Source organism: Rhizobium sp. BK313 (assembly GCF_014193655.1).
GTDB lineage: Bacteria > Pseudomonadota > Alphaproteobacteria > Rhizobiales > Rhizobiaceae > Rhizobium.
The window spans coordinates 349866-367093 of the sequence record NZ_JACHZQ010000003.1; the positions used below are offsets into that span (position 1 = coordinate 349866).

Here is a 17228-nt window from a genome sequence, read left to right on the forward strand (position 1 = left end):
GGTATGCGGCGAAGCTCAGAACAACGAGCGCGACCGTCATGCCATGGCGTAGACCTAAGGGCGGCGGTAATCCAATTTCCGCCCTATAAAAAGAGACTGTGGAAGGCGGCATTATGCAGATGATTACGAGAACGACGGGTGCATTGGATAATGGGGACAATGCACAGCAGGCGTTCAGTACGGTTTGCCTTGAAGCGGCGGGGGAAAAGGGAGACATGAAGCATAACGTGTTGTTCGAGCGTGTCAGTGCACGCTTGAAGGCTCAGGTCGGTCCGGATGTTTATGCCAGCTGGTTTGCACGGCTTAAGCTGCACTCGGTATCGAAAAGCGTCGTCCGGCTAACTGTTCCGACGACCTTCCTGAAATCCTGGATCAACAACCGTTATCTCGATCTGATCACCAGCCTATTCCGGGCAGAAGATGCTGAAATCCTGAAGGTTGAAATTCTGGTGCGCACGGCGACTCGCCACGGTGCGAAGCCCTGCGCTGATGAACAGGCGGCTGTTCCCGACGCAGCTTCGGTGGCGCCGATCCGCCGCCCTGCGGCTCAGCCTGCCGGTCAGGTCGTTGCCCAGGCGGTCAGCGCGGCTGCTGCCGCCCGACCGGCGACGGTGGGCACGCCGCTGTTCGGCTCGCCGCTCGATTCCCGCTTCACCTTCGATACATTTGTCGAAGGCAGCTCGAACCGCGTCGGCCTCGCCGCCGCCAAGACGATTGCCGAAGCCGGCTCCGGCGCCGTGCGGTTCAATCCGCTCTTCGTCCACGCCACGGTCGGGCTCGGCAAGACGCATCTCTTGCAGGCGATCGCCAATGCCGCCGTGCAGAACCCGCGCGCCTTGCGTGTCGTCTATCTGACGGCGGAATATTTCATGTGGCGCTTCGCCACTGCCATTCGCGACAATGATGCGCTGACTCTGAAGGACTCGCTGCGCAATATCGATCTTCTGATCATCGACGACATGCAGTTCCTGCAGGGCAAGATGATCCAGCACGAGTTCTGCCACCTGCTCAATATGCTGCTCGACAGCGCCAAGCAGGTCGTCGTTGCGGCTGACCGCGCGCCCTGGGAGCTGGAATCGCTCGATCCGCGCGTGCGCTCCCGTCTTCAGGGCGGCGTTGCCATCGAGGTCGAGGCGCCGGACTACGAGATGCGTCTTGAAATCCTCAAGCGCCGGCTGGATTCCGCCCGCCTGGATGATCCATCGCTGGAAATTCCGGCCGAACTTCTCTCGCATGTTGCCCGCAATGTGACGGCGAGCGGCCGCGAGCTGGAAGGTGCTTTCAACCAGTTGATCTTCCGCCGCTCTTTCGAGCCGAACCTGACGGTCGAGCGCGTGGACGAGTTGCTTGCCCATCTGGTCGGCTCAGGCGAACCGCGTCGCGTCCGTATCGAGGATATCCAGCGTATCGTGGCACGCCATTACAATGTCTCGCGCCAGGAGCTGGTCTCCAACCGTCGCACACGCGTCATCGTCAAGCCGCGCCAGATCGCCATGTATCTGTCGAAGACGCTGACGCCGCGCTCCTTCCCGGAGATCGGTCGCCGCTTCGGTGGTCGCGATCATACGACGGTATTGCATGCGGTGCGCAAGATCGAGGAGCTGATTTCCGGTGACAGCAAGCTGTCGCATGAAATCGAGCTGTTGAAGCGTCTGATCAACGAATAATCCGCGACGCTAACTGCATTTTGTCCACGGCCGGCTTCATCGCCGGCCGTTTTCATTTATGCGGCTTTTATTCTATAGATGTCTGAAATGCTGAATCGGATGCCCGGCCGGAGGAGGCCGGGGACGCCGACGGGGGAGGATGCCTATGGGTTTTGACAGAATTGCCGTTCTCGGCCTCGGCAAGGTCGGGCGGCTCGCTGCCACATTGCTGCATGAAAGCGGTTTTGTCGTCACCGGCGTCGATGCGCGTTTGCCTGCGGAGGCCATGCCTTTCGCCTGCGAAACGGGCGATGTCTCCGATCCGGTGTTGATCGGCAATCTCTTTTCCCGCGTCGACGCCGTGCTCTCCTGTCTGCCGTTTCATCTGAACGCCGAACTGGTGCGCTTAGCCCATGGCGCCGGCATTCATTACTTCGACCTGACCGAGGATGTACCGACCACCAACGGCATCATCGAACTTGCAAAGAGTGCCGGCGCTCTGATGGCGCCGCAATGCGGCCTGGCGCCCGGTTTCGTCGGTATTGTCGGCGCAAGTCTCGCCGACGTCTTCGATCGCTGCCGCTCGATCCGCATGCGCGTGGGTGCTTTGCCGCAGAATCCGACCGGACTGTTGGGTTATGCCTTCAATTGGTCGCCGGAGGGCGTCGTCAACGAATATCTGAACGACTGCGAAGTCATCGAGGGCGGGGTGCGCAAGCTGGTCTCGCCGATGGAATGGCACGAGACGCTTTATGTGAATGGCGTCAAGCTCGAAGCCTTCACCACCTCGGGCGGCCTCGGAACCATGTGCACCACCATGCTCGGCCGGGTGGAAAACCTTGATTACAAGACCATGCGGTATCCCGGCCACATGGAGTTGATGAATTTCTTCTTCCATGAGTTGCTGATGCGCGACCGCCGCCAGCTTGCCGGGGAAATCCTGACCGAGGCGAAGCCGCCGGTCGATGACGATGTCGTCTATGTTCATGTCTCGGCCGAAGGTACGATCAACGGTAATCTGCGCCGGCGGGAGTTCGTGCGGGCCTATTATCCGATCGAGATCGCCGGAGAGAGCCGTACCGCCATTTCCTGGACCACCTCGGCTTCCGTCGTTGCCGTTATCGAGCTAGTGCGCGCCGGCCGGCTGCCTTCGACCGGCTTCCTGCATCAGGAGCATATTCCACTCGACACATTCCTCGAGACGCGGACCGGCAGCCTGTTCAAAGGCGGCATCACGCATCACGGTTGACGTGCGCCACTATGCCGGCGGCGTCCCATGCGAGACTTCGGAAAACAGCCAGGCGCGGAAGGCAGCGATGGCAGGCCGTTCCAGCGCTGCCGGGGGATAGACCAGATGGTAGGCCAGTGCGCTGGCCAGCCCCATCGGGAAGGGCGCGACAATCGTGCCGTCAGCCAATTCCTTTTCCATGAAAGAGCGGCGCATCAGTGCGATGCCGAGTCCTGCCTTCATGGCATGATAGGCACCGGTGCCGTCGGTGAAGATCGGTCCGCGCGTGGCGTCGACCTCGGTTGCGCCCGCCGCCTCCAGCCAGAGCTGCCAGTCGCGACGATACACATCATGGATCAGGATCAGGCCGGCCAGCGCGTCGGCTGCGGGTGACAGGCCAAGGGTGGCTGCGACCTCAGGCGTGCAGACCGGCACATATTCGTCGTCGAGCAGCCGCTCGCTCGCCAGCCCTTCATAGCCGCCGAGGCCATGGCGGATGGCGATGTCGATGCCATCGCGGTGGAAATCCATCATCCGGTGCGAGGCGCTGATCCGAAGATCGATCTCGGGATGCGCCTGTTCGAAATGCCTCAGCCGCGGCACCAGCCAGTGCGTGGCGAAGCCGGCTGTGCAGGTGACGGTCAACACCGTATCGCGCGTCCGCATCGTCAGCGCGGCCGTCGCCTCTCGTACCAGGCGGAAGGCAGTGCGCAGCGTCGCGAAATAATCCGCACCGTCAGTAGTCAATGCCAGGCCGCGTGCACGACGTTCGAAAAGCCGGACACCGAGTGCGGTTTCGAGGTCGCGCACCTGCAGGCTGACGGCGCCAGGGGTCACATGCAACTCCCTCGCGGCGAGCGTCATGCTCAGATGTCGCGCCGAAGCCTCGAAAGCGCGCAGCGCCGAAAGTGAAGGCAATTGATCCATGATGATTGAGTTAAACTAAACAATTGAACGAAAAAGACTCGTTTGCATGAGCCCCGTAATCGCGAGATTATTCCATCAATCTCGACTGTTGGCAAGAAAGTGCATTTTTACCACCATCGAGCACAACTCAATAATCTGGAAGGCAGGAGGATATCACCATGGCGCAGAAATCGATGGGTGCGGCGGAATGGAGCATGCTGCTGGGGTTGTCGGTCCTCTGGGGCGGCTCGTTTTTGTTCAACGGCATCTTGGTGCACGAACTGCCGCTCTTCACCATCGTCACCGCGCGTGTTGCATTGGCGGCGGTAGCGCTGCATGTCATCGTGCGGGTGACCGGGCAAGCGATGCCGCGTGATCGTCAGGCCTGGGCCGCCTTCTTCGGCATGGGTTTCCTCAACAACGTCATCCCATTCCTGCTGATCGTCTGGGGCCAGACGCATATCGCCAGCGGCCTGGCCTCCATTCTGAACGCGACGACACCGCTTTTCGCCGTCGTGGCGGCGCATTTCCTGACGACAGACGAGAAAATGACCGGCAATCGCCTGATCGGCGTTATCGTCGGCTTTGCCGGCGTTGCGCTGATGATAGGCCCGTCGGTGCTGAGCAGCCTCGGCTCGAACGTGCTGGCTCAGCTTGCCGTGCTGGGCGCCGCCTTCTCCTACTCGCTCGCCGGCATCTTCGGCCGCCGCTTCCGCCGCATGGGTCTTGCCCCCATCATTCCCGCGGCGGGGCAAGTGACTGCCTCGACCGTCCTGCTGCTGCCGGTTGCCCTTTTTGTCGACCACCCATGGACGCTCAGCATGCCTTCGACCGAGACCTGGACGGCACTGGCCGGCCTGGCGGTCCTCTCGACAGCGATCGCCTATGTCCTGTTCTTCCGTATCCTGGCAACGGCGGGCGCCACCAACCTGATGCTTGTGACCTTCCTCATCCCCGTCAGCGCCATCCTGCTTGGCGCGCTGATCCTCGGCGAACAATTGCAGCTGAAGCATTTCATCGGCATGGCGATGATCGCCGTTGGCCTTGCGGCGATCGATGGACGGCTATTCGCCTTCAGGAAGAGAAGTGTGGCGGCGGAGTAGGATAGACGGTTGCCTTCTCAGCACGCCAGATCCGCAACCACGGAATCGAGGATCAGCATGCCCGCCGGCGTGCAGCGCAAGCGGGAATTGCCGAGGCGCTCGATGAAGCCATGCTCCAACAGGAGTTGCTCGCGCTTCGGATCGGGCTCCCTGCCGGAGAGCTGTTGCCAGCGCACGAGATCGATACCCTCTTTCAGGCGCAGGCCCATTAGCAGCAACTCGTCAGCCTGCTCGTCGAAGCCGAGCATCTCCTGTTCGATCATACCGTGGCCGTCGCGCTCGACCAGCTCCAGCCAGCTTTCCGGCTTCCGCTCGGTGGACGTCGCCAATTTCTTGGGTCCGTGCGTCAGCCGGCCGTGGGCGCCCGGGCCGATGCCGGCATAGTCGCCATAGCGCCAATAGGTGAGATTGTGACGGCTCTCCGCGCCCGGGCGGGCATGATTGGAGACCTCGTAGGCCGGCATGCCCTCGCGTTCGGTGATCTCCTGTGTGGCCTCATAGAGCAGCGCGGACTGGTCGCCGTCCGGTACGATCAGCTTGCCCGCCTTGTGCAGGCCGAAAAAGGGCGTGCCTTCCTCGATGGTGAGCTGATAGAGCGACAAATGGTCGACGGCATAGGAGATCGCCTCCTTCAGCTCTCGCTCCCATTCCTCGACGGTCTGGTTCGGGCGGGCATAGATCAAGTCGAAGGACATGCGCGGAAAGATCTCGCGCGCCAGCTTGATCGCCTTCAACGCATCGGCGACATCATGCAGACGACCCAGGAATTTGAGATCGCGGTCATTCAGCGCCTGGACGCCCATCGACACACGGTTGACGCCGGCGGCGCGATAGCCGCGGAAACGCTCGGCTTCGACGCTGGAAGGGTTGGCCTCCATGGTAATCTCGATTCCGCCAGGCACATGCCAATACCTGGAAATGCCGTCGAGAACCGCGCCGACCGTCTCCGGCTTCATCAGCGAAGGCGTGCCGCCGCCGAGGAAGATGCTGGTCACCGTCTTCGGACCGCTGATCGCCCGCATCGATGCCATTTCCTTGAGGAAGGCAGCGACAAAACGCTCCTGGTCGACCGGCTGGTGGCGGACATGGCTGTTGAAATCGCAATAGGGACATTTGGCCGCGCAGAAGGGCCAATGCACATAGACGCCGAAACCAGGCTCACCGGTATCGGGCAGCAATTGCGCCTCACGCGTCATCTCTTGCGAATCCATGATGTCCACGGGTTTGAGCCTACGCCTCCAGGCAGGTTTCGACAAAGATCTTGAAGGCACGGGCCCGGTGCGACAGTGCCTGCGGTTCGCCAGGCTTCCAACCATGCTTCTGCGCGGCGCTCATCTCGCCAAAGGTCACGTCGTAACCCTTTGGCTGAAACACCGGATCGTAGCCGAAGCCCTGCGTGCCGCGCGGCGGCCAGACGACAGTGCCCTCGACTTCGCCGCGGAAAAGCTCGGTGTGCCCGTCCGGCCAGGCGAGGCAAAGCACACTGATGAAGCGAGCCGTGCGGCTCTCCGGCGACGTGGCGCCTGCGGTTTCCAGCGCGGTCTCGACCTTTTGCATCGCCATGGCGAAATCGCGGGTGCCATCCGGTCTTTCCGCCCAGTTGGCGGTATAGACGCCGGGATCGCCGCCAAGGGCATCGACCACCAGACCGGAGTCATCGGACAATGCCGGCAGGCCGGAGGCATGGGCCGAGGCCAACGCCTTGATCGTCGCGTTTTCCTCGAACGTCGTACCGGTCTCATCCGGCTCGATGAAATTGAGATCGGCGGCAGACTTGGCGGTAAAGCCGAACGGCCCGATCAGGTCCTGGATTTCACGGATCTTGCCGGCATTATGGCTGGCGACGACGATAGTCTTGGTATCGAGCTTGCGCATATCCTGTCCTGTCAGATGCCCCAGATCCGGGGTTCGGCGCATTCCAGGCTGTTGCCGGCCGGATCGCGGAAATAGATCGAGCGGCCGCCGTTCGGCCATTGAAAATCGGCCTCGATGGCGACCTCGGCAGCTCTCAGCTTTTCCGCCATCGCTTCGATATCGTTGCCGCTGACCCGAAAGCATACGTGCCCGTTGCCTTTCGTGCCATGAGGCGGCACCGGCAAGGAACTCGATTCCGGCGGCTTCAAAGTCTCATGGCTGTTGAAGATCAACAGTACGCCCGGCCCGCAGCGATAGAAGACATGGCGGTTACCGGCCCGCGTGATCTTCTGCAGTCCGAGAATGCCGCCATAGAAGGCTTCGGCCGCATCGAGGTCATCGGCATAAAGCGCAGTTTCCAGAATGCCTTCCAGCAACGGATTCATCGGTTGACCGCCTCTCCGGTCAGGCAATCGCTTGCTTCTGCAGTTCCACCAGCTCGGCAATGCCGTTCTTGGCGAGGTGCATCAGTGTGGTGAATTCTTCTTCGCTGAAGGGTGTGCCTTCCGCCGTGCCTTGAATTTCGACGATGCCGCCGGTACCGGTCATGACGAAGTTGGCGTCTGTCTCGGCGGACGAGTCCTCGAGGTAGTCGAGGTCGATCACCGGCTGGCCGGCGAAGATGCCGCAGGAAATGGCGGCGATATGATCCTTCAGGACACGGTCCGTCTTGATCATGTTGCGGCTTTCCATCCACTTCAGGCAGTCGTAAAGCGCGATCCAGCCGCCGGTGATCGAGGCCGTGCGTGTGCCGCCGTCGGCCTGGATGACGTCGCAGTCGAGGGTAATCTGACGTTCGCCGAGCGCCTGCAGGTCGACGACTGCACGCAGCGACCGGCCGATGAGGCGTTGGATCTCCTGCGTGCGACCGCCCTGCTTGCCGGCGGCGGCTTCGCGCTTCATACGTTCGCCGGTGGCGCGCGGCAGCATTCCGTATTCGGCCGTGACCCAGCCCTTGCCGCTATTGCGCAGCCATGGCGGCGTCTTTTCTTCCAGGCTTGCCGTACAGAGCACATGTGTGTCGCCGAATTTGACCAGGCACGAGCCTTCCGCATGCTTGGAAAAATTGCGCTCGAACGACACCTTGCGCATCTGGTCGGTTTTTCTGCCTGAAGGCCGCATTCTACTCTCCTGAACGGTTATCGACCGCTTCTACGATCCACCAGCGGCTTTTGCAAAGGAAAAGCAGGATGGAGGGCTTCGTTGTGGCAGCCTTGGCATTTTTCCCTTTTGCCATTGCTAACTGAATGATTATATTTTGACTAAGGCTCAACAGAACGGGTTTGACAGCGAAATGGGGTTCACGACATCGTCGGTTTCGGATGCCATTGCCGCGTTGGACGAACGCTCGAAGGAAATCTTCCGCCGTATCGTCGAAGGTTATCTTGAGAATGGCGAACCGCTCGGCTCGCGCAACCTCTCGCGCTTGTTGCCGATGTCCTTGTCGCCTGCCTCCGTGCGCAACGTCATGAGCGACCTGGAAGAGCTCGGCCTGATCTATTCGCCGCATATCAGCGCTGGCCGTTTGCCGACGCAGGTCGGTCTGCGTTTCTTCGTCGATGCCTTCATGCAGGTCGGCGATCTTTCGGCGGAAGACCGCGCCACCATCGACCGTCAGGTGCGCGGCAGCAATCGCGATCAGCCGATGGAATCGGTCATGACCGAGGCGAGCAGGATGCTTTCGGGTATTTCGCGCGGTGCCGGACTGGTGATCACCTCCAAGAGCGATCCGGTATTGAAGCACGTCGAATTCATCCGCCTGGAGCCGACCAAGGCGCTCGCCGTGCTTGTCGGCGACCACGACCAGGTGGAAAACCGCATCATCGAATTGCCGGCCGGCGTTACGTCCTCGCAGCTCACGGAAGCGGCGAATTTCCTCAACGCTCACATGACCGGCCAGACCCTGCCGGAGCTGCGTCGTCAGTTGCAGACGTTGAAGGAGAGTGTGCGCCAGGAACTCGATACGCTGTCACGCGAGCTCGTCGAACGCGGGATCGCTGTCTGGTCGGGCGATGGCGATGACAGCAAGCCGACGCAACTCATCGTGCGCGGCCGCGCCAATCTGCTGGCAGAAGTGGGCGGTGCTGAGGATCTGGACCGGCTACGCCTGTTGTTCGACGATCTGGAAAAGAAGGACAGCCTGATCGAGATCCTGAACCTGGCCGAAAGCGGGCCGGGCGTACGTATCTTCATTGGCTCGGAGAACAAGCTCTTTTCCCTCTCCGGCTCCTCGCTGATCGTTGCGCCCTATCGTGATGACGATGACCGTATCATCGGCGCCGTCGGTGTCATTGGCCCGACGCGGCTGAATTACGCCCGTATCGTGCCAATGGTGGACTATACCGCCCAACTCATTTCCAGATTGTCGCGGACGGGGATTTGACGAAAAGCGGCCGGAGCGCCGTGCGTCCGTTTAAACGCATGAAGATTGCCCTAGTCTGGAAGCAGGATACCCGATCCACCCATCTCCGCCGGCATGTCTTTTTGTTTTGGCAGGCCGTCCGTCATGTGCAGCACGGTGTTCTCGTAGTTGACATGAAGCATCGGCCGAAAGTCGAGGGTGGGAATAATGGCGGCGTAAACGTCGGTCACGCCCCATAAGGGATGCTCGGTCAACAGATGGCCGCCGCAAATCTCGCACCATTTGCGCACGCTCGTTTCGCTTCTCTGATAGCTGCGGATGTGATCGGCGCCTTTGGTGACACGGACGGCTTCCGGCGGCCAGAGCGAGAAGGCGTTGACCGGCCCCGCCGACCATTCCCGACAGGAGTCGCAATGGCAGTAACCCATCGCCGCCGGTTCGCCACTGACCGCGATCTCCACCGCGCCACAGAAACATTTGCCCGAATGGGACTCGTTGCTGGACATGGATCATACCTCACGGATGTTGAAACGGCGTCGACTATACCGGGAAAGGCTTTTGGATAGTAGAAGCCCCAACGGGGGAGGCGCTCTCACCCGATTGGTATTCGTGCAAATGCGACCGGATTGCCGGGAATTGCCTGTTCTTCGCGAGAAAGCCTTGATTTTTTCCGGCCAAACCTCGATATCGGGCACATTCAAAAAGACAAAGCAATTCGGAGACCGTCATGACCGACGAAACAACGAAAACCGGACCTGACGCCACGGCGACTGACAATCCCGCGGGCTTTGCGCAAGAGGATGCTGAAACCGTGGATACTGCCCAGCCCTCTCAGCCGGATCCGGTCGAGCTGCTTAAGGCCGAAAATAGCGATCTGCGCGACCGCTATCTGCGCCTTGCCGCCGAGATGGATAATTTGCGCCGCCGCACCGAGCGGGACGTCAAGGATGCCAAGTCCTATTCCGTCGCCAGCTTCGCCCGCGACATGCTCGCCGTGTCGGACAATCTGCGCCGCACGCTGGAGGCCATTCCGGCCGAAGCCCGCGCGGAGGCCGATGCTGGCCTGAAGACGCTGATCGAAGGCGTGGAGATGACAGAGCGTTCCATGCTGTCGGCACTGGAGCGCCATGGTGTCCGTCAGATCGAGCCTATCGGCCAGAAGTTCGATCCCAATTTCCACCAGGCGATGTTCGAGGTGCCGAATACCGAAGTGCCGAACAATACGGTCGTGCAGGTGGTGCAGGCCGGCTTCGTCATCGGCGAGCGCGTTCTGCGCCCGGCCATGGTCGGCGTAGCCAAGGGCGGCCCCAAGGTTGCCGAGATTTCCGAACCGGGCGCCAATAGCCCATTCGACGAAAAAGACGCCTGAACCTCAAGTCGTGCATAAAAACAAGAGCCGGATGACCCTTCGTCATTCGGCTCTTGTTTTATCAGCGTTTAAGTCCGGGTCGATCCCTCAGGCAGCGTTGGACGCCTGCTCTTCATTGAGGAAAGCATAGATCGCGGAGGCGGATTCCGTGGCGCGCAGCTTGGCGACGAGATCCTGGTCGCGTAGCACGCGGGCAATCCGCGACAGCGCCTTCAGATGGTCTGCGCCAGCGCCCTCGGGGGCAAGCAGCAGGAAGACGAGGTCGACGGGCTGGTCGTCCAGCGCCTCAAAATCAACGGGCACTTCCAGGCGCGCAAAAATACCGATGATGGATTTGATGCTGGTGAGCTTACCGTGCGGAATGGCGATGCCGTTGCCGACGCCGGTGGAGCCCAGGCGTTCGCGCTGCAGCACGACGTCGAAAACCTCGCGCTCGGGCAGTCCGGTCAATTTGGAGGCCTTGGCTGCCAGCTCCTGAAGCAGTTGTTTTTTGGAATTTGCCCTCAAGGCGGGGATGATCGCATCTTGGTGCAGCAAATCTGCCAATGCCATTCTCTTTATCCTTCGTGTCGCCGAGATCCGATGACGGAGGAGCGGCGGCCAGCTGATTGTATAGGGCCGCCGCTCATCTTCTTTTCTCAGCTTTTGATATTGGCTGCGTCGATCCAGCCAATGTTGCCGTCCTGACGACGGTAAACGATGTTCAAATGTTCTTTGCCGGGGCTGCGGAAAAGCAGCAGCGGCTCATCGGTCATGTCGAGCGCCATCACCGCGGTAGCGACCGACATGGTCTTTAGCTGTTTCGTGCTCTCAGCGACGATCGCCGGCGCGAAATCGGCAGGGACTTCGTCGTCGTCGTCCGGTACGCCGTCCATGACGGTATATGCGACTTCGGCGAGGCCGTTTGTGTGGTTGCCGGCCTGGTGATCCTTCAGTTTGCGTTTATAGCGGCGCAGCCGCTTTTCGATACGCTCGGATGCCGCATCGAAAGCCAACTGCGGATCCATCGCCTCCCCGGCGGCATGCAGGACGACGCCGCTATCGAGATGAACTTTGCAATCGGCTGCGAAGCGGGAGCTGGATTTCTGCACCGTCACCTGGCCCGAATACCCCCCGTCGAAGTATTTCGTCACGGCCATACCGATCTGGTCTTCAATACGTTGGCGGAAGGAGTCACCAATTTCCATATGTTTACCGGAGACACGCACACTCATGGAGTTTCCCTTCTTGTCGTGATTATTGCGCGTACCAGTTTACGCCAAGCCTCAAGCTCATCCAAGCACTTCAGGCGGTCAAAGACAAATTGCGTTTATCTGGCGCCCTGGGGATGATGGGGATAAGTTCATGGCAGTGATGTCCTGCACTGATTGCGGCGGGCTTCTAGCCCCACCACACCAGAAAGTCAACCATATCTTAACGATCTGTTAGAGGATTTGCAGGCTGGGGTTGAGGCTGAGCAATTGCTAAAAGCTGGCGACTTTTGCCAATGCGCGTTTCTCCCGGCGTCGTTGCACGGAGGAAGGGATGTTCATCGCCTCGCGGTATTTTGCAACCGTCCGGCGAGCCAGCTCGATGCCGCCCTTCTTTAGCGTATCGACGATGTCGTCGTCGGAGAGCACTGCGTCAGGGCTTTCGTGCGAGATCAGCAGGCGGATCTTATGACGCACGGCTTCGGCTGAATGGCTGTCGCCACCCTCGACGGCACTGATCGAGACAGTGAAGAAATATTTGAGCTCGAACAGGCCACGCGGCGTTAACATGTATTTGTTCGAGGTCACGCGGCTGACGGTCGACTCATGCATCTTGATGGCGTCCGCCACGGTCTTCAGATTGAGTGGGCGCAGATGATCGACGCCGTGAATCAGGAAGGCATCCTGCTGCCGGACGATCTCGCTGGCCACCTTCATGATCGTCTTGGCGCGCTGATCGAGACTGCGCGTCAGCCAATTGGCGTTCTGCAGGCATTCTGACAGAAAGGCGTGATCCTGGCTCGTCTTGGACACGGAGGTGAAATAGGACTGGCTTACCAGGACGCGCGGCAGCGTATCGGGATTGAGCTCCACCAGCCAGCTTCCGTCGGAGGATGGGCGTACCACGATGTCGGGCATGATCGCCTCGGATATGCCGGTCTCGAAGCCGCTGCCCGGCTTAGGGTTCAACTGGCGGATCTCCGCCAGCATATCGAGGAGATCTTCCTCGTCGACACCGCAGAGCCGTTTCAGCGTCGCGAAATCGCGCCGGGCGAGAAGCTCGAGATTCTGGATCAGCCGTTCCATGGCCGGATCGAAGCGGTCTTTCTGTCGAAGCTGAATCGCCAGGCAATCGCTGAGAGAACGGGCAAAGACGCCTGGAGGGTCAAGCAACTGCAACGTGCCGAGGACGCGCTCGACATCCGCAGGGCTGGCGCCGAGGCGTTCGGCGGTTTCGCTCAAATCGGCCTGCAGATAGCCGGCATCGTCGAGCTGGTCGACGAGATGCTGAGCGATCAGCCGGTCGGTCATGTTAGGCAGGGAAAAGGGGATCTGCTCGTTCAAGTGATCGCGTAGAGAAACCTGGCCGGCGACGAAGTCATCGAGATCGTAGCTTTCACCGGCTTCACCGCCGGGCATGGATTTCCACTGGCTTAGCAGTTCGGGCGCATCCGCGCGTTGCGGGCCGCTGTCGTCGGGAAAGACATTGCTGAAGTTGGTATCGAGCTCGTCGTTCAGCCGGTCGGCATGGCCGGTATTCTCGCTCTCATACCAATCGCTTGTGAGGTCGCCGCTGTTGCGATCGAAATCATCGTCGCCATGGCTCTCCTCAGAAGTATCGAATCTTTCATCCTTCGCCTCGCGGTCGCCACTGCTGCCTATATCCTCGTCATTTGACGTAAATTCGAGCAGCGGATTTTTTTCGACTTCCTGGGCAATGAATTGGGTGAGTTCAAAATGCGTCATCTGCAGCAACTGGATGGATTGCATCAGTTGCGGTGTCATCACCAGGCTTTGGCTTTGGCGCAGGAAAAGATTGGCCGATAATGCCATGGCGGACGCGAGACTCCCCTTGATCTCTTCGGGAATCCGCGTTTTCTTTTGAGAAAAATCCACAGAATTCCAACTGGCCCAAAAATTGCTTTTTTATTGGGTTTGGTCAAGCGGAACTGTGACGGGAGGATGAATTTCCGGAACGCCGCGCCTTCTAGTAAGGCACGAAAACGTCCCGGTTCAACCTAAGCTCATCAAAGGCTGAAATTGTCGCCAAGATAGAGTTTACGCACTTCCGGATTGCTGACGATGTCGTTGGCCCTGCCATGGGTCAGCACTTCGCCAGCGTGAATAATGTAGGCGCGGTCGATCAGACCGAGCGTCTCACGTACGTTATGGTCGGTGATCAGCACGCCGATGCCGCGCGCCGTCAGGTGATGCACGAGGTTCTGGATATCGGCGACCGAGATCGGGTCGACGCCGGCAAAGGGTTCATCGAGCAGCATGAAGGTCGGATCGGTGGCAAGTGCGCGGGCGATTTCCAGACGCCGCCGCTCGCCGCCCGAGAGAGCGATCGCCGGCACCGTGCGCAGATTGCGAATGTGGAATTCCTCCAACAACTCGTCGATCTTCCGCTCTCGCTTCTTCTTGTCCTTTTCATGGACTTCGAGCACGGCGCGGATGTTCTCCTCCACCGTAAGGCCACGGAAAATGGAGGCTTCCTGCGGCAGATAACCGACACCAAGGCGAGCGCGGCGGTACATCGGCATCGACGTGACATTGTTGCCATCGATCTCGATCGTGCCTTCATCGACCGGCACCAGCCCGGTGATCATGTAGAAGCAGGTCGTCTTGCCGGCGCCGTTCGGCCCAAGCAGGCCGACGGCCTCGCCACGCCGCACGACCAGCGAGACGCCGTTGACGACGCGCCGTGTGCGGTAGGTCTTTGTGAGGCCGCGCGCAATCAGGGTGCCCTGATAACGGGCTTTGTCTGCGGTCGGCGTGCCGGATGTCGCAGTCGATCCGGACGTGCCGGGCAAGATGGGTGTGGTCGATATCGTCACGAGGAGACCGGGATCAGTTCTTTTTTTGCTGTTGCTGCTGCTGCACTTGCTGCGACTTCGGATCGAGCTGTATCTGGACGCGGCCCCCGCAGGCATCCAGTTGCGCTTCGCCCGTGGCCATATGCACTGTGAGTTGGCAACCCGTGAAAACGTTAGGCCCGTCGGTCAATACGACCTTCTGGCCCTTGAGAATGGCAAGCTGATTGGCCATGTCGAACGAACCGTCATCCGCCGTCGCCGTCTGCGTGCCCGAAACCAGGTAGACTTTGTCGGTGACCAGAATGTGGTCGATGTCGGCATCGCCGGAGACCAGCGACTGGTTCTGCTGCTTGGCAGCATTTGCCACCGGATTGTCGGTTGTCGGTTTGGCATTGGCGTCGGCAGGCTGCTTCTTCTTGTAGAAGACCGTCATCTTGCCGGCTTGCATCGTCGTGGTGCCCTGGACGACTTTGACGTTGCCTGTGAACACCGCTTGGCTTTCCTGGTCGTGGATCTCCAGCTTGTCGCTTTCGATCTGGATCGGCTGATCCTTGGAAAGGGTCAGGCCGGGCATATTACTTGTGGTCGTCTGGGCGCCGGCTTCAGCCGCCGCAAAAAATGCAAGCGCGCCAAAGGCGCAGAAAAGGCCCGCCTTGCGCAGGCCAGAGTTGAAAAGAGAATGTCGCCAATCGTTTGTCATGAACCGCCCGGCTGTTGTTCGCTAGCTGAATTATGGAGTGCGGCGGGATCGATATGCATCTGAACCTGCCCGTCGAATTCGATTACGCTCCCCTTATCCGTCATCTTGAGCGACTGTGCAACAACCGACATGCCCCCTCGGTATATTGCAACCTGTTCCTGGCTGGAGAGGTCACCCTTCTTCACATCGAGGAACGCTGTCTTGAATTCGGCACGTAAACCGTTGTCCATCAGGATGGTAAAGGGTGCTGTGAGCTTCAGCGTGTCGGCCTGGCGGTCGAAATCCGCGCTCTGGGCCGTGACATGCGCGATCACCTGGTTGTTGACCGGCATGGACGCCTTGATGGTCTTGAGCGTGATCATATTGGGATTCTTGATATCCTGCAGCGCCTTTTCGGCGAGCATGGAATAATTGATGCCGTCCTTGTTGCGGCCCGCGATGGCCGGACGTTCCATCACGACCTTGCCGTCCTCGATCTTCGCGCCCTCGATCTGAATGTTTTCCGGCAGATATGCCCGCGCGACCGATACCGCGATGAAGATCAGCGAGACGATCAACGCGGCTACCGGAAGCAAGACCTTCAGTTTTCTCACGCGCGCAGAATGAAAGATCGCGTCTTTATACGCATTTCTTTCTAGCTCGGAGCCGATCACCTGGCCGGAAGTCTCGATAGTATTGAGCATGCAACAGGTCCGTCTTCTCTGATCCGGAAAAACACGTTCGAGTCATGCACAGACTGTGCCAACAAGCCTGCCAGATCGTTTCGCATTATTGCATTGGCTTGCCAATATGGATTTTTTTCTGCAACAAGCAATTTTAGCAGAAAAATATAATGCGTGACCGTTTCGTCCGATCGGGTATCGCCCTATTTGACGAAGCGCCGGACGGAAGGCCTCGAGCATAATCCCGAAAAATTGAAGTGGATTTTCGCGAAGGATTATGCCCGTTTCAAGGTGTTGTATATCCGGTTCTTCGTGTATCCAATTTATGACAAGGGGAGAGATAAGGCGTCATGGACAGTTCTGCAATCGCAGACCGGCGGCAATTGCGTCGCAAGCTTGGCTTCTGGCGCGTTATCGCCGTTCTCCTCTTGGTGGCGCTTGGCTTTGCGCTTTACCGTTTCATCGCCGGTGATCTGCCTGCCATTCGTGGACCGCAGATCGCCCGCGTCACGATTTCCGGGCTTATCCAGGACGACAGCGAGCTTTTGGAGCGGCTGAAGAAGATCCAGGACAACGGCCAGGTCAAGGCACTGATCGTATCGATTTCATCGACCGGCGGCACCACCTATGGCGGCGAACGCATCTTCAAGGCCATTCGCGCCGTTGCTGCGAAGAAGCCTGTCGTCTCCGATATTCGCACCGTGGCGGCGTCGGCAGGGTATATGATCGCGACGGCAGCTGACGATATTGTTGCCGGCGACACTTCGATCACCGGCTCGATCGGCGTCATCTTTCAGTATCCGCAGGCAAAAGACCTGCTCGACAAGCTCGGCGTCTCGTTGGAAGACATCAAGTCGTCACCGCTGAAGGCCGAGCCGTCGCCTTTCCATCCGGCGAGCGAAGACGCCAAGAATATGATCCGCAACATGGTCATGGACAGCTACGGCTGGTTCGTCGATCTCGTCGCCGACCGCCGCAAATTGCCGCGCGAGGACGTGCTGAAGCTCGCAGACGGCAGCATCTTTACCGGCCGACAGGCGTTGCAGAACAAGCTGATCGACACGCTCGGCGGCGAGGACGAAATCCGCGCCTATCTCGACACGCGCAAGGTCAAAAAAGACTTGCCGATCGTCGATTGGAAGGCACAGGACAAAACCTCATCCTTCTTTTGGCCAGTCGCCGCTTCCTGGTTGCTAAATCTCTTCGGTTATGATGATTTTATGAAGGGAGAGGATCTCCAGAAAATTATGACCGAGAAGTTGTTTCTTGACGGCCTGCTTTCTGTTTGGCAGGGTGCAGCCAATTGATAAATCAATGATTTAAGGGGGCAAC

Annotated in this window: 18 protein-coding genes; 6 read left to right on the forward strand and 12 right to left on the reverse strand. The window is 59.5% G+C overall.

Annotated elements, in window-relative coordinates:
• The first annotated feature begins 113 nt into the window (after positions 1 to 113).
• Positions 114 to 1667 (forward strand): chromosomal replication initiator protein DnaA, encoded by a 1554-nt coding sequence (dnaA, locus tag FHT86_RS18115; RefSeq protein WP_133708215.1) that lies wholly within the window; start codon positions 114 to 116, stop codon positions 1665 to 1667.
• A 145-nt stretch (positions 1668 to 1812) separates the two neighbouring features.
• Positions 1813 to 2895 (forward strand): saccharopine dehydrogenase family protein, encoded by a 1083-nt coding sequence (locus FHT86_RS18120; RefSeq protein WP_133708216.1) that lies wholly within the window; start codon positions 1813 to 1815, stop codon positions 2893 to 2895.
• Positions 2896 to 2904: 9 nt separating this feature from the next.
• Here the strand turns inward: FHT86_RS18120 and gcvA are convergent, their stop codons facing one another.
• Positions 2905 to 3801 (reverse strand): transcriptional regulator GcvA, encoded by an 897-nt coding sequence (gcvA, locus tag FHT86_RS18125; RefSeq protein ID WP_183868836.1) that lies wholly within the window; start codon positions 3799 to 3801, stop codon positions 2905 to 2907.
• Between the two features lie 158 nt (positions 3802 to 3959).
• On the opposite strand from gcvA, the gene FHT86_RS18130 reads away from it, so the two are divergent.
• Positions 3960 to 4883, forward strand: a complete 924-nt coding sequence (locus FHT86_RS18130; RefSeq protein WP_133708218.1) for a DMT family transporter — start codon at positions 3960 to 3962, stop codon at positions 4881 to 4883.
• A 17-nt stretch (positions 4884 to 4900) separates the two neighbouring features.
• Here FHT86_RS18130 and hemW read toward each other — a convergent pair whose 3' ends face one another.
• Genes hemW through rph form a run of 4 tightly spaced genes read right to left on the reverse strand, consistent with a single transcriptional unit; the run spans position 4901 to position 7919 of the window.
• Positions 4901 to 6094 (reverse strand): radical SAM family heme chaperone HemW, encoded by a 1194-nt coding sequence (gene hemW, locus FHT86_RS18135; RefSeq protein WP_246779574.1) that lies wholly within the window; start codon positions 6092 to 6094, stop codon positions 4901 to 4903.
• Positions 6095 to 6113: 19 nt separating this feature from the next.
• Positions 6114 to 6758: an RdgB/HAM1 family non-canonical purine NTP pyrophosphatase gene (rdgB, locus tag FHT86_RS18140; protein WP_133708219.1), complete on the reverse strand. Its 645-nt coding sequence runs from the start codon at positions 6756 to 6758 to the stop codon at positions 6114 to 6116.
• Positions 6759 to 6769: 11 nt separating this feature from the next.
• The gene (locus FHT86_RS18145) at positions 6770 to 7183 is read right to left on the reverse strand and encodes a VOC family protein (protein ID WP_133708220.1); all 414 of its coding nucleotides are present in this window, start codon (positions 7181 to 7183) and stop codon (positions 6770 to 6772) included.
• 19 nt (positions 7184 to 7202) lie between these two features.
• On the reverse strand, positions 7203 to 7919 hold the full coding sequence (gene rph / locus FHT86_RS18150; protein ID WP_133708221.1) for a ribonuclease PH: 717 nt from the start codon (positions 7917 to 7919) through the stop codon (positions 7203 to 7205).
• A 172-nt stretch (positions 7920 to 8091) separates the two neighbouring features.
• On the opposite strand from rph, the gene hrcA reads away from it, so the two are divergent.
• Positions 8092 to 9180, forward strand: coding sequence for a heat-inducible transcriptional repressor HrcA (gene hrcA, locus FHT86_RS18155; protein ID WP_133708222.1), 1089 nt, complete (start codon positions 8092 to 8094; stop codon positions 9178 to 9180).
• Positions 9181 to 9230: 50 nt separating this feature from the next.
• On the opposite strand, the gene FHT86_RS18160 is transcribed toward hrcA, so the two are convergent.
• Positions 9231 to 9665, reverse strand: coding sequence for a GFA family protein (locus tag FHT86_RS18160; RefSeq protein ID WP_133708223.1), 435 nt, complete (start codon positions 9663 to 9665; stop codon positions 9231 to 9233).
• A 221-nt stretch (positions 9666 to 9886) separates the two neighbouring features.
• Here FHT86_RS18160 and grpE point away from each other — a divergent pair, with 221 nt between their 5' ends.
• Positions 9887 to 10528 carry a nucleotide exchange factor GrpE gene (gene grpE, locus FHT86_RS18165; RefSeq protein WP_133708224.1) on the forward strand — a complete coding sequence of 214 codons (642 nt, stop codon included), beginning with the start codon at positions 9887 to 9889 and terminating at the stop codon, positions 10526 to 10528.
• Between the two features lie 87 nt (positions 10529 to 10615).
• On the opposite strand, the gene ptsN is transcribed toward grpE, so the two are convergent.
• From ptsN to lptC, 6 genes are all read right to left on the reverse strand, one after another.
• Positions 10616 to 11080, reverse strand: coding sequence for a PTS IIA-like nitrogen regulatory protein PtsN (gene ptsN / locus FHT86_RS18170; RefSeq protein WP_133708225.1), 465 nt, complete (start codon positions 11078 to 11080; stop codon positions 10616 to 10618).
• Between the two features lie 86 nt (positions 11081 to 11166).
• Entirely contained in the window at positions 11167 to 11742 is a 576-nt protein-coding gene (gene hpf / locus FHT86_RS18175) for a ribosome hibernation-promoting factor, HPF/YfiA family (protein WP_133708226.1), read from the reverse strand.
• A gap of 249 nt (positions 11743 to 11991) precedes the next feature.
• Complete coding sequence (gene rpoN / locus FHT86_RS18180) at positions 11992 to 13551, reverse strand: RNA polymerase factor sigma-54 (RefSeq protein WP_133708227.1); 1560 nt, start codon at positions 13549 to 13551, stop codon at positions 11992 to 11994.
• A 194-nt stretch (positions 13552 to 13745) separates the two neighbouring features.
• Positions 13746 to 14531 carry an LPS export ABC transporter ATP-binding protein gene (lptB, locus tag FHT86_RS18185; RefSeq protein ID WP_166656862.1) on the reverse strand — a complete coding sequence of 262 codons (786 nt, stop codon included), beginning with the start codon at positions 14529 to 14531 and terminating at the stop codon, positions 13746 to 13748.
• Between the two features lie 37 nt (positions 14532 to 14568).
• Positions 14569 to 15234: an LptA/OstA family protein gene (locus FHT86_RS18190; protein ID WP_133708228.1), complete on the reverse strand. Its 666-nt coding sequence runs from the start codon at positions 15232 to 15234 to the stop codon at positions 14569 to 14571.
• The gene (gene lptC, locus FHT86_RS18195) at positions 15231 to 15917 is read right to left on the reverse strand and encodes an LPS export ABC transporter periplasmic protein LptC (protein ID WP_133708229.1); all 687 of its coding nucleotides are present in this window, start codon (positions 15915 to 15917) and stop codon (positions 15231 to 15233) included. Before lptC ends, FHT86_RS18190 begins: the two co-directional genes overlap by 4 nt.
• A 329-nt stretch (positions 15918 to 16246) precedes the next feature.
• Here lptC and sppA point away from each other — a divergent pair, with 329 nt between their 5' ends.
• On the forward strand, positions 16247 to 17203 hold the full coding sequence (gene sppA, locus FHT86_RS18200) for a signal peptide peptidase SppA (protein WP_133708230.1): 957 nt from the start codon (positions 16247 to 16249) through the stop codon (positions 17201 to 17203).
• Positions 17204 to 17228 lie beyond the last annotated feature (25 nt).

Bases quoted from the DNA above. Each gene is read 5' to 3' on its own strand.
- dnaA (WP_133708215.1), top strand. From the start codon at position 114: ATGCAGATGATTACGAGAACGACGGGTGCATTGGATAATGGGGACAAT.
- FHT86_RS18120 (WP_133708216.1), top strand. From the start codon at position 1,813: ATGGGTTTTGACAGAATTGCCGTTCTCGGCCTCGGCAAGGTCGGGCGG.
- gcvA (WP_183868836.1), bottom strand. From the start codon at position 3,801: ATGGATCAATTGCCTTCACTTTCGGCGCTGCGCGCTTTCGAGGCTTCG.
- FHT86_RS18130 (WP_133708218.1), top strand. From the start codon at position 3,960: ATGGCGCAGAAATCGATGGGTGCGGCGGAATGGAGCATGCTGCTGGGG.
- hemW (WP_246779574.1), bottom strand. From the start codon at position 6,094: ATGGATTCGCAAGAGATGACGCGTGAGGCGCAATTGCTGCCCGATACC.
- rdgB (WP_133708219.1), bottom strand. From the start codon at position 6,758: ATGCGCAAGCTCGATACCAAGACTATCGTCGTCGCCAGCCATAATGCC.
- FHT86_RS18145 (WP_133708220.1), bottom strand. From the start codon at position 7,183: ATGAATCCGTTGCTGGAAGGCATTCTGGAAACTGCGCTTTATGCCGAT.
- rph (WP_133708221.1), bottom strand. From the start codon at position 7,919: ATGCGGCCTTCAGGCAGAAAAACCGACCAGATGCGCAAGGTGTCGTTC.
- hrcA (WP_133708222.1), top strand. From the start codon at position 8,092: ATGGGGTTCACGACATCGTCGGTTTCGGATGCCATTGCCGCGTTGGAC.
- FHT86_RS18160 (WP_133708223.1), bottom strand. From the start codon at position 9,665: ATGTCCAGCAACGAGTCCCATTCGGGCAAATGTTTCTGTGGCGCGGTG.
- grpE (WP_133708224.1), top strand. From the start codon at position 9,887: ATGACCGACGAAACAACGAAAACCGGACCTGACGCCACGGCGACTGAC.
- ptsN (WP_133708225.1), bottom strand. From the start codon at position 11,080: ATGGCATTGGCAGATTTGCTGCACCAAGATGCGATCATCCCCGCCTTG.
- hpf (WP_133708226.1), bottom strand. From the start codon at position 11,742: ATGAGTGTGCGTGTCTCCGGTAAACATATGGAAATTGGTGACTCCTTC.
- rpoN (WP_133708227.1), bottom strand. From the start codon at position 13,551: ATGGCATTATCGGCCAATCTTTTCCTGCGCCAAAGCCAAAGCCTGGTG.
- FHT86_RS18190 (WP_133708228.1), bottom strand. From the start codon at position 15,234: ATGACAAACGATTGGCGACATTCTCTTTTCAACTCTGGCCTGCGCAAG.
- lptC (WP_133708229.1), bottom strand. From the start codon at position 15,917: ATGCTCAATACTATCGAGACTTCCGGCCAGGTGATCGGCTCCGAGCTA.
- sppA (WP_133708230.1), top strand. From the start codon at position 16,247: ATGGACAGTTCTGCAATCGCAGACCGGCGGCAATTGCGTCGCAAGCTT.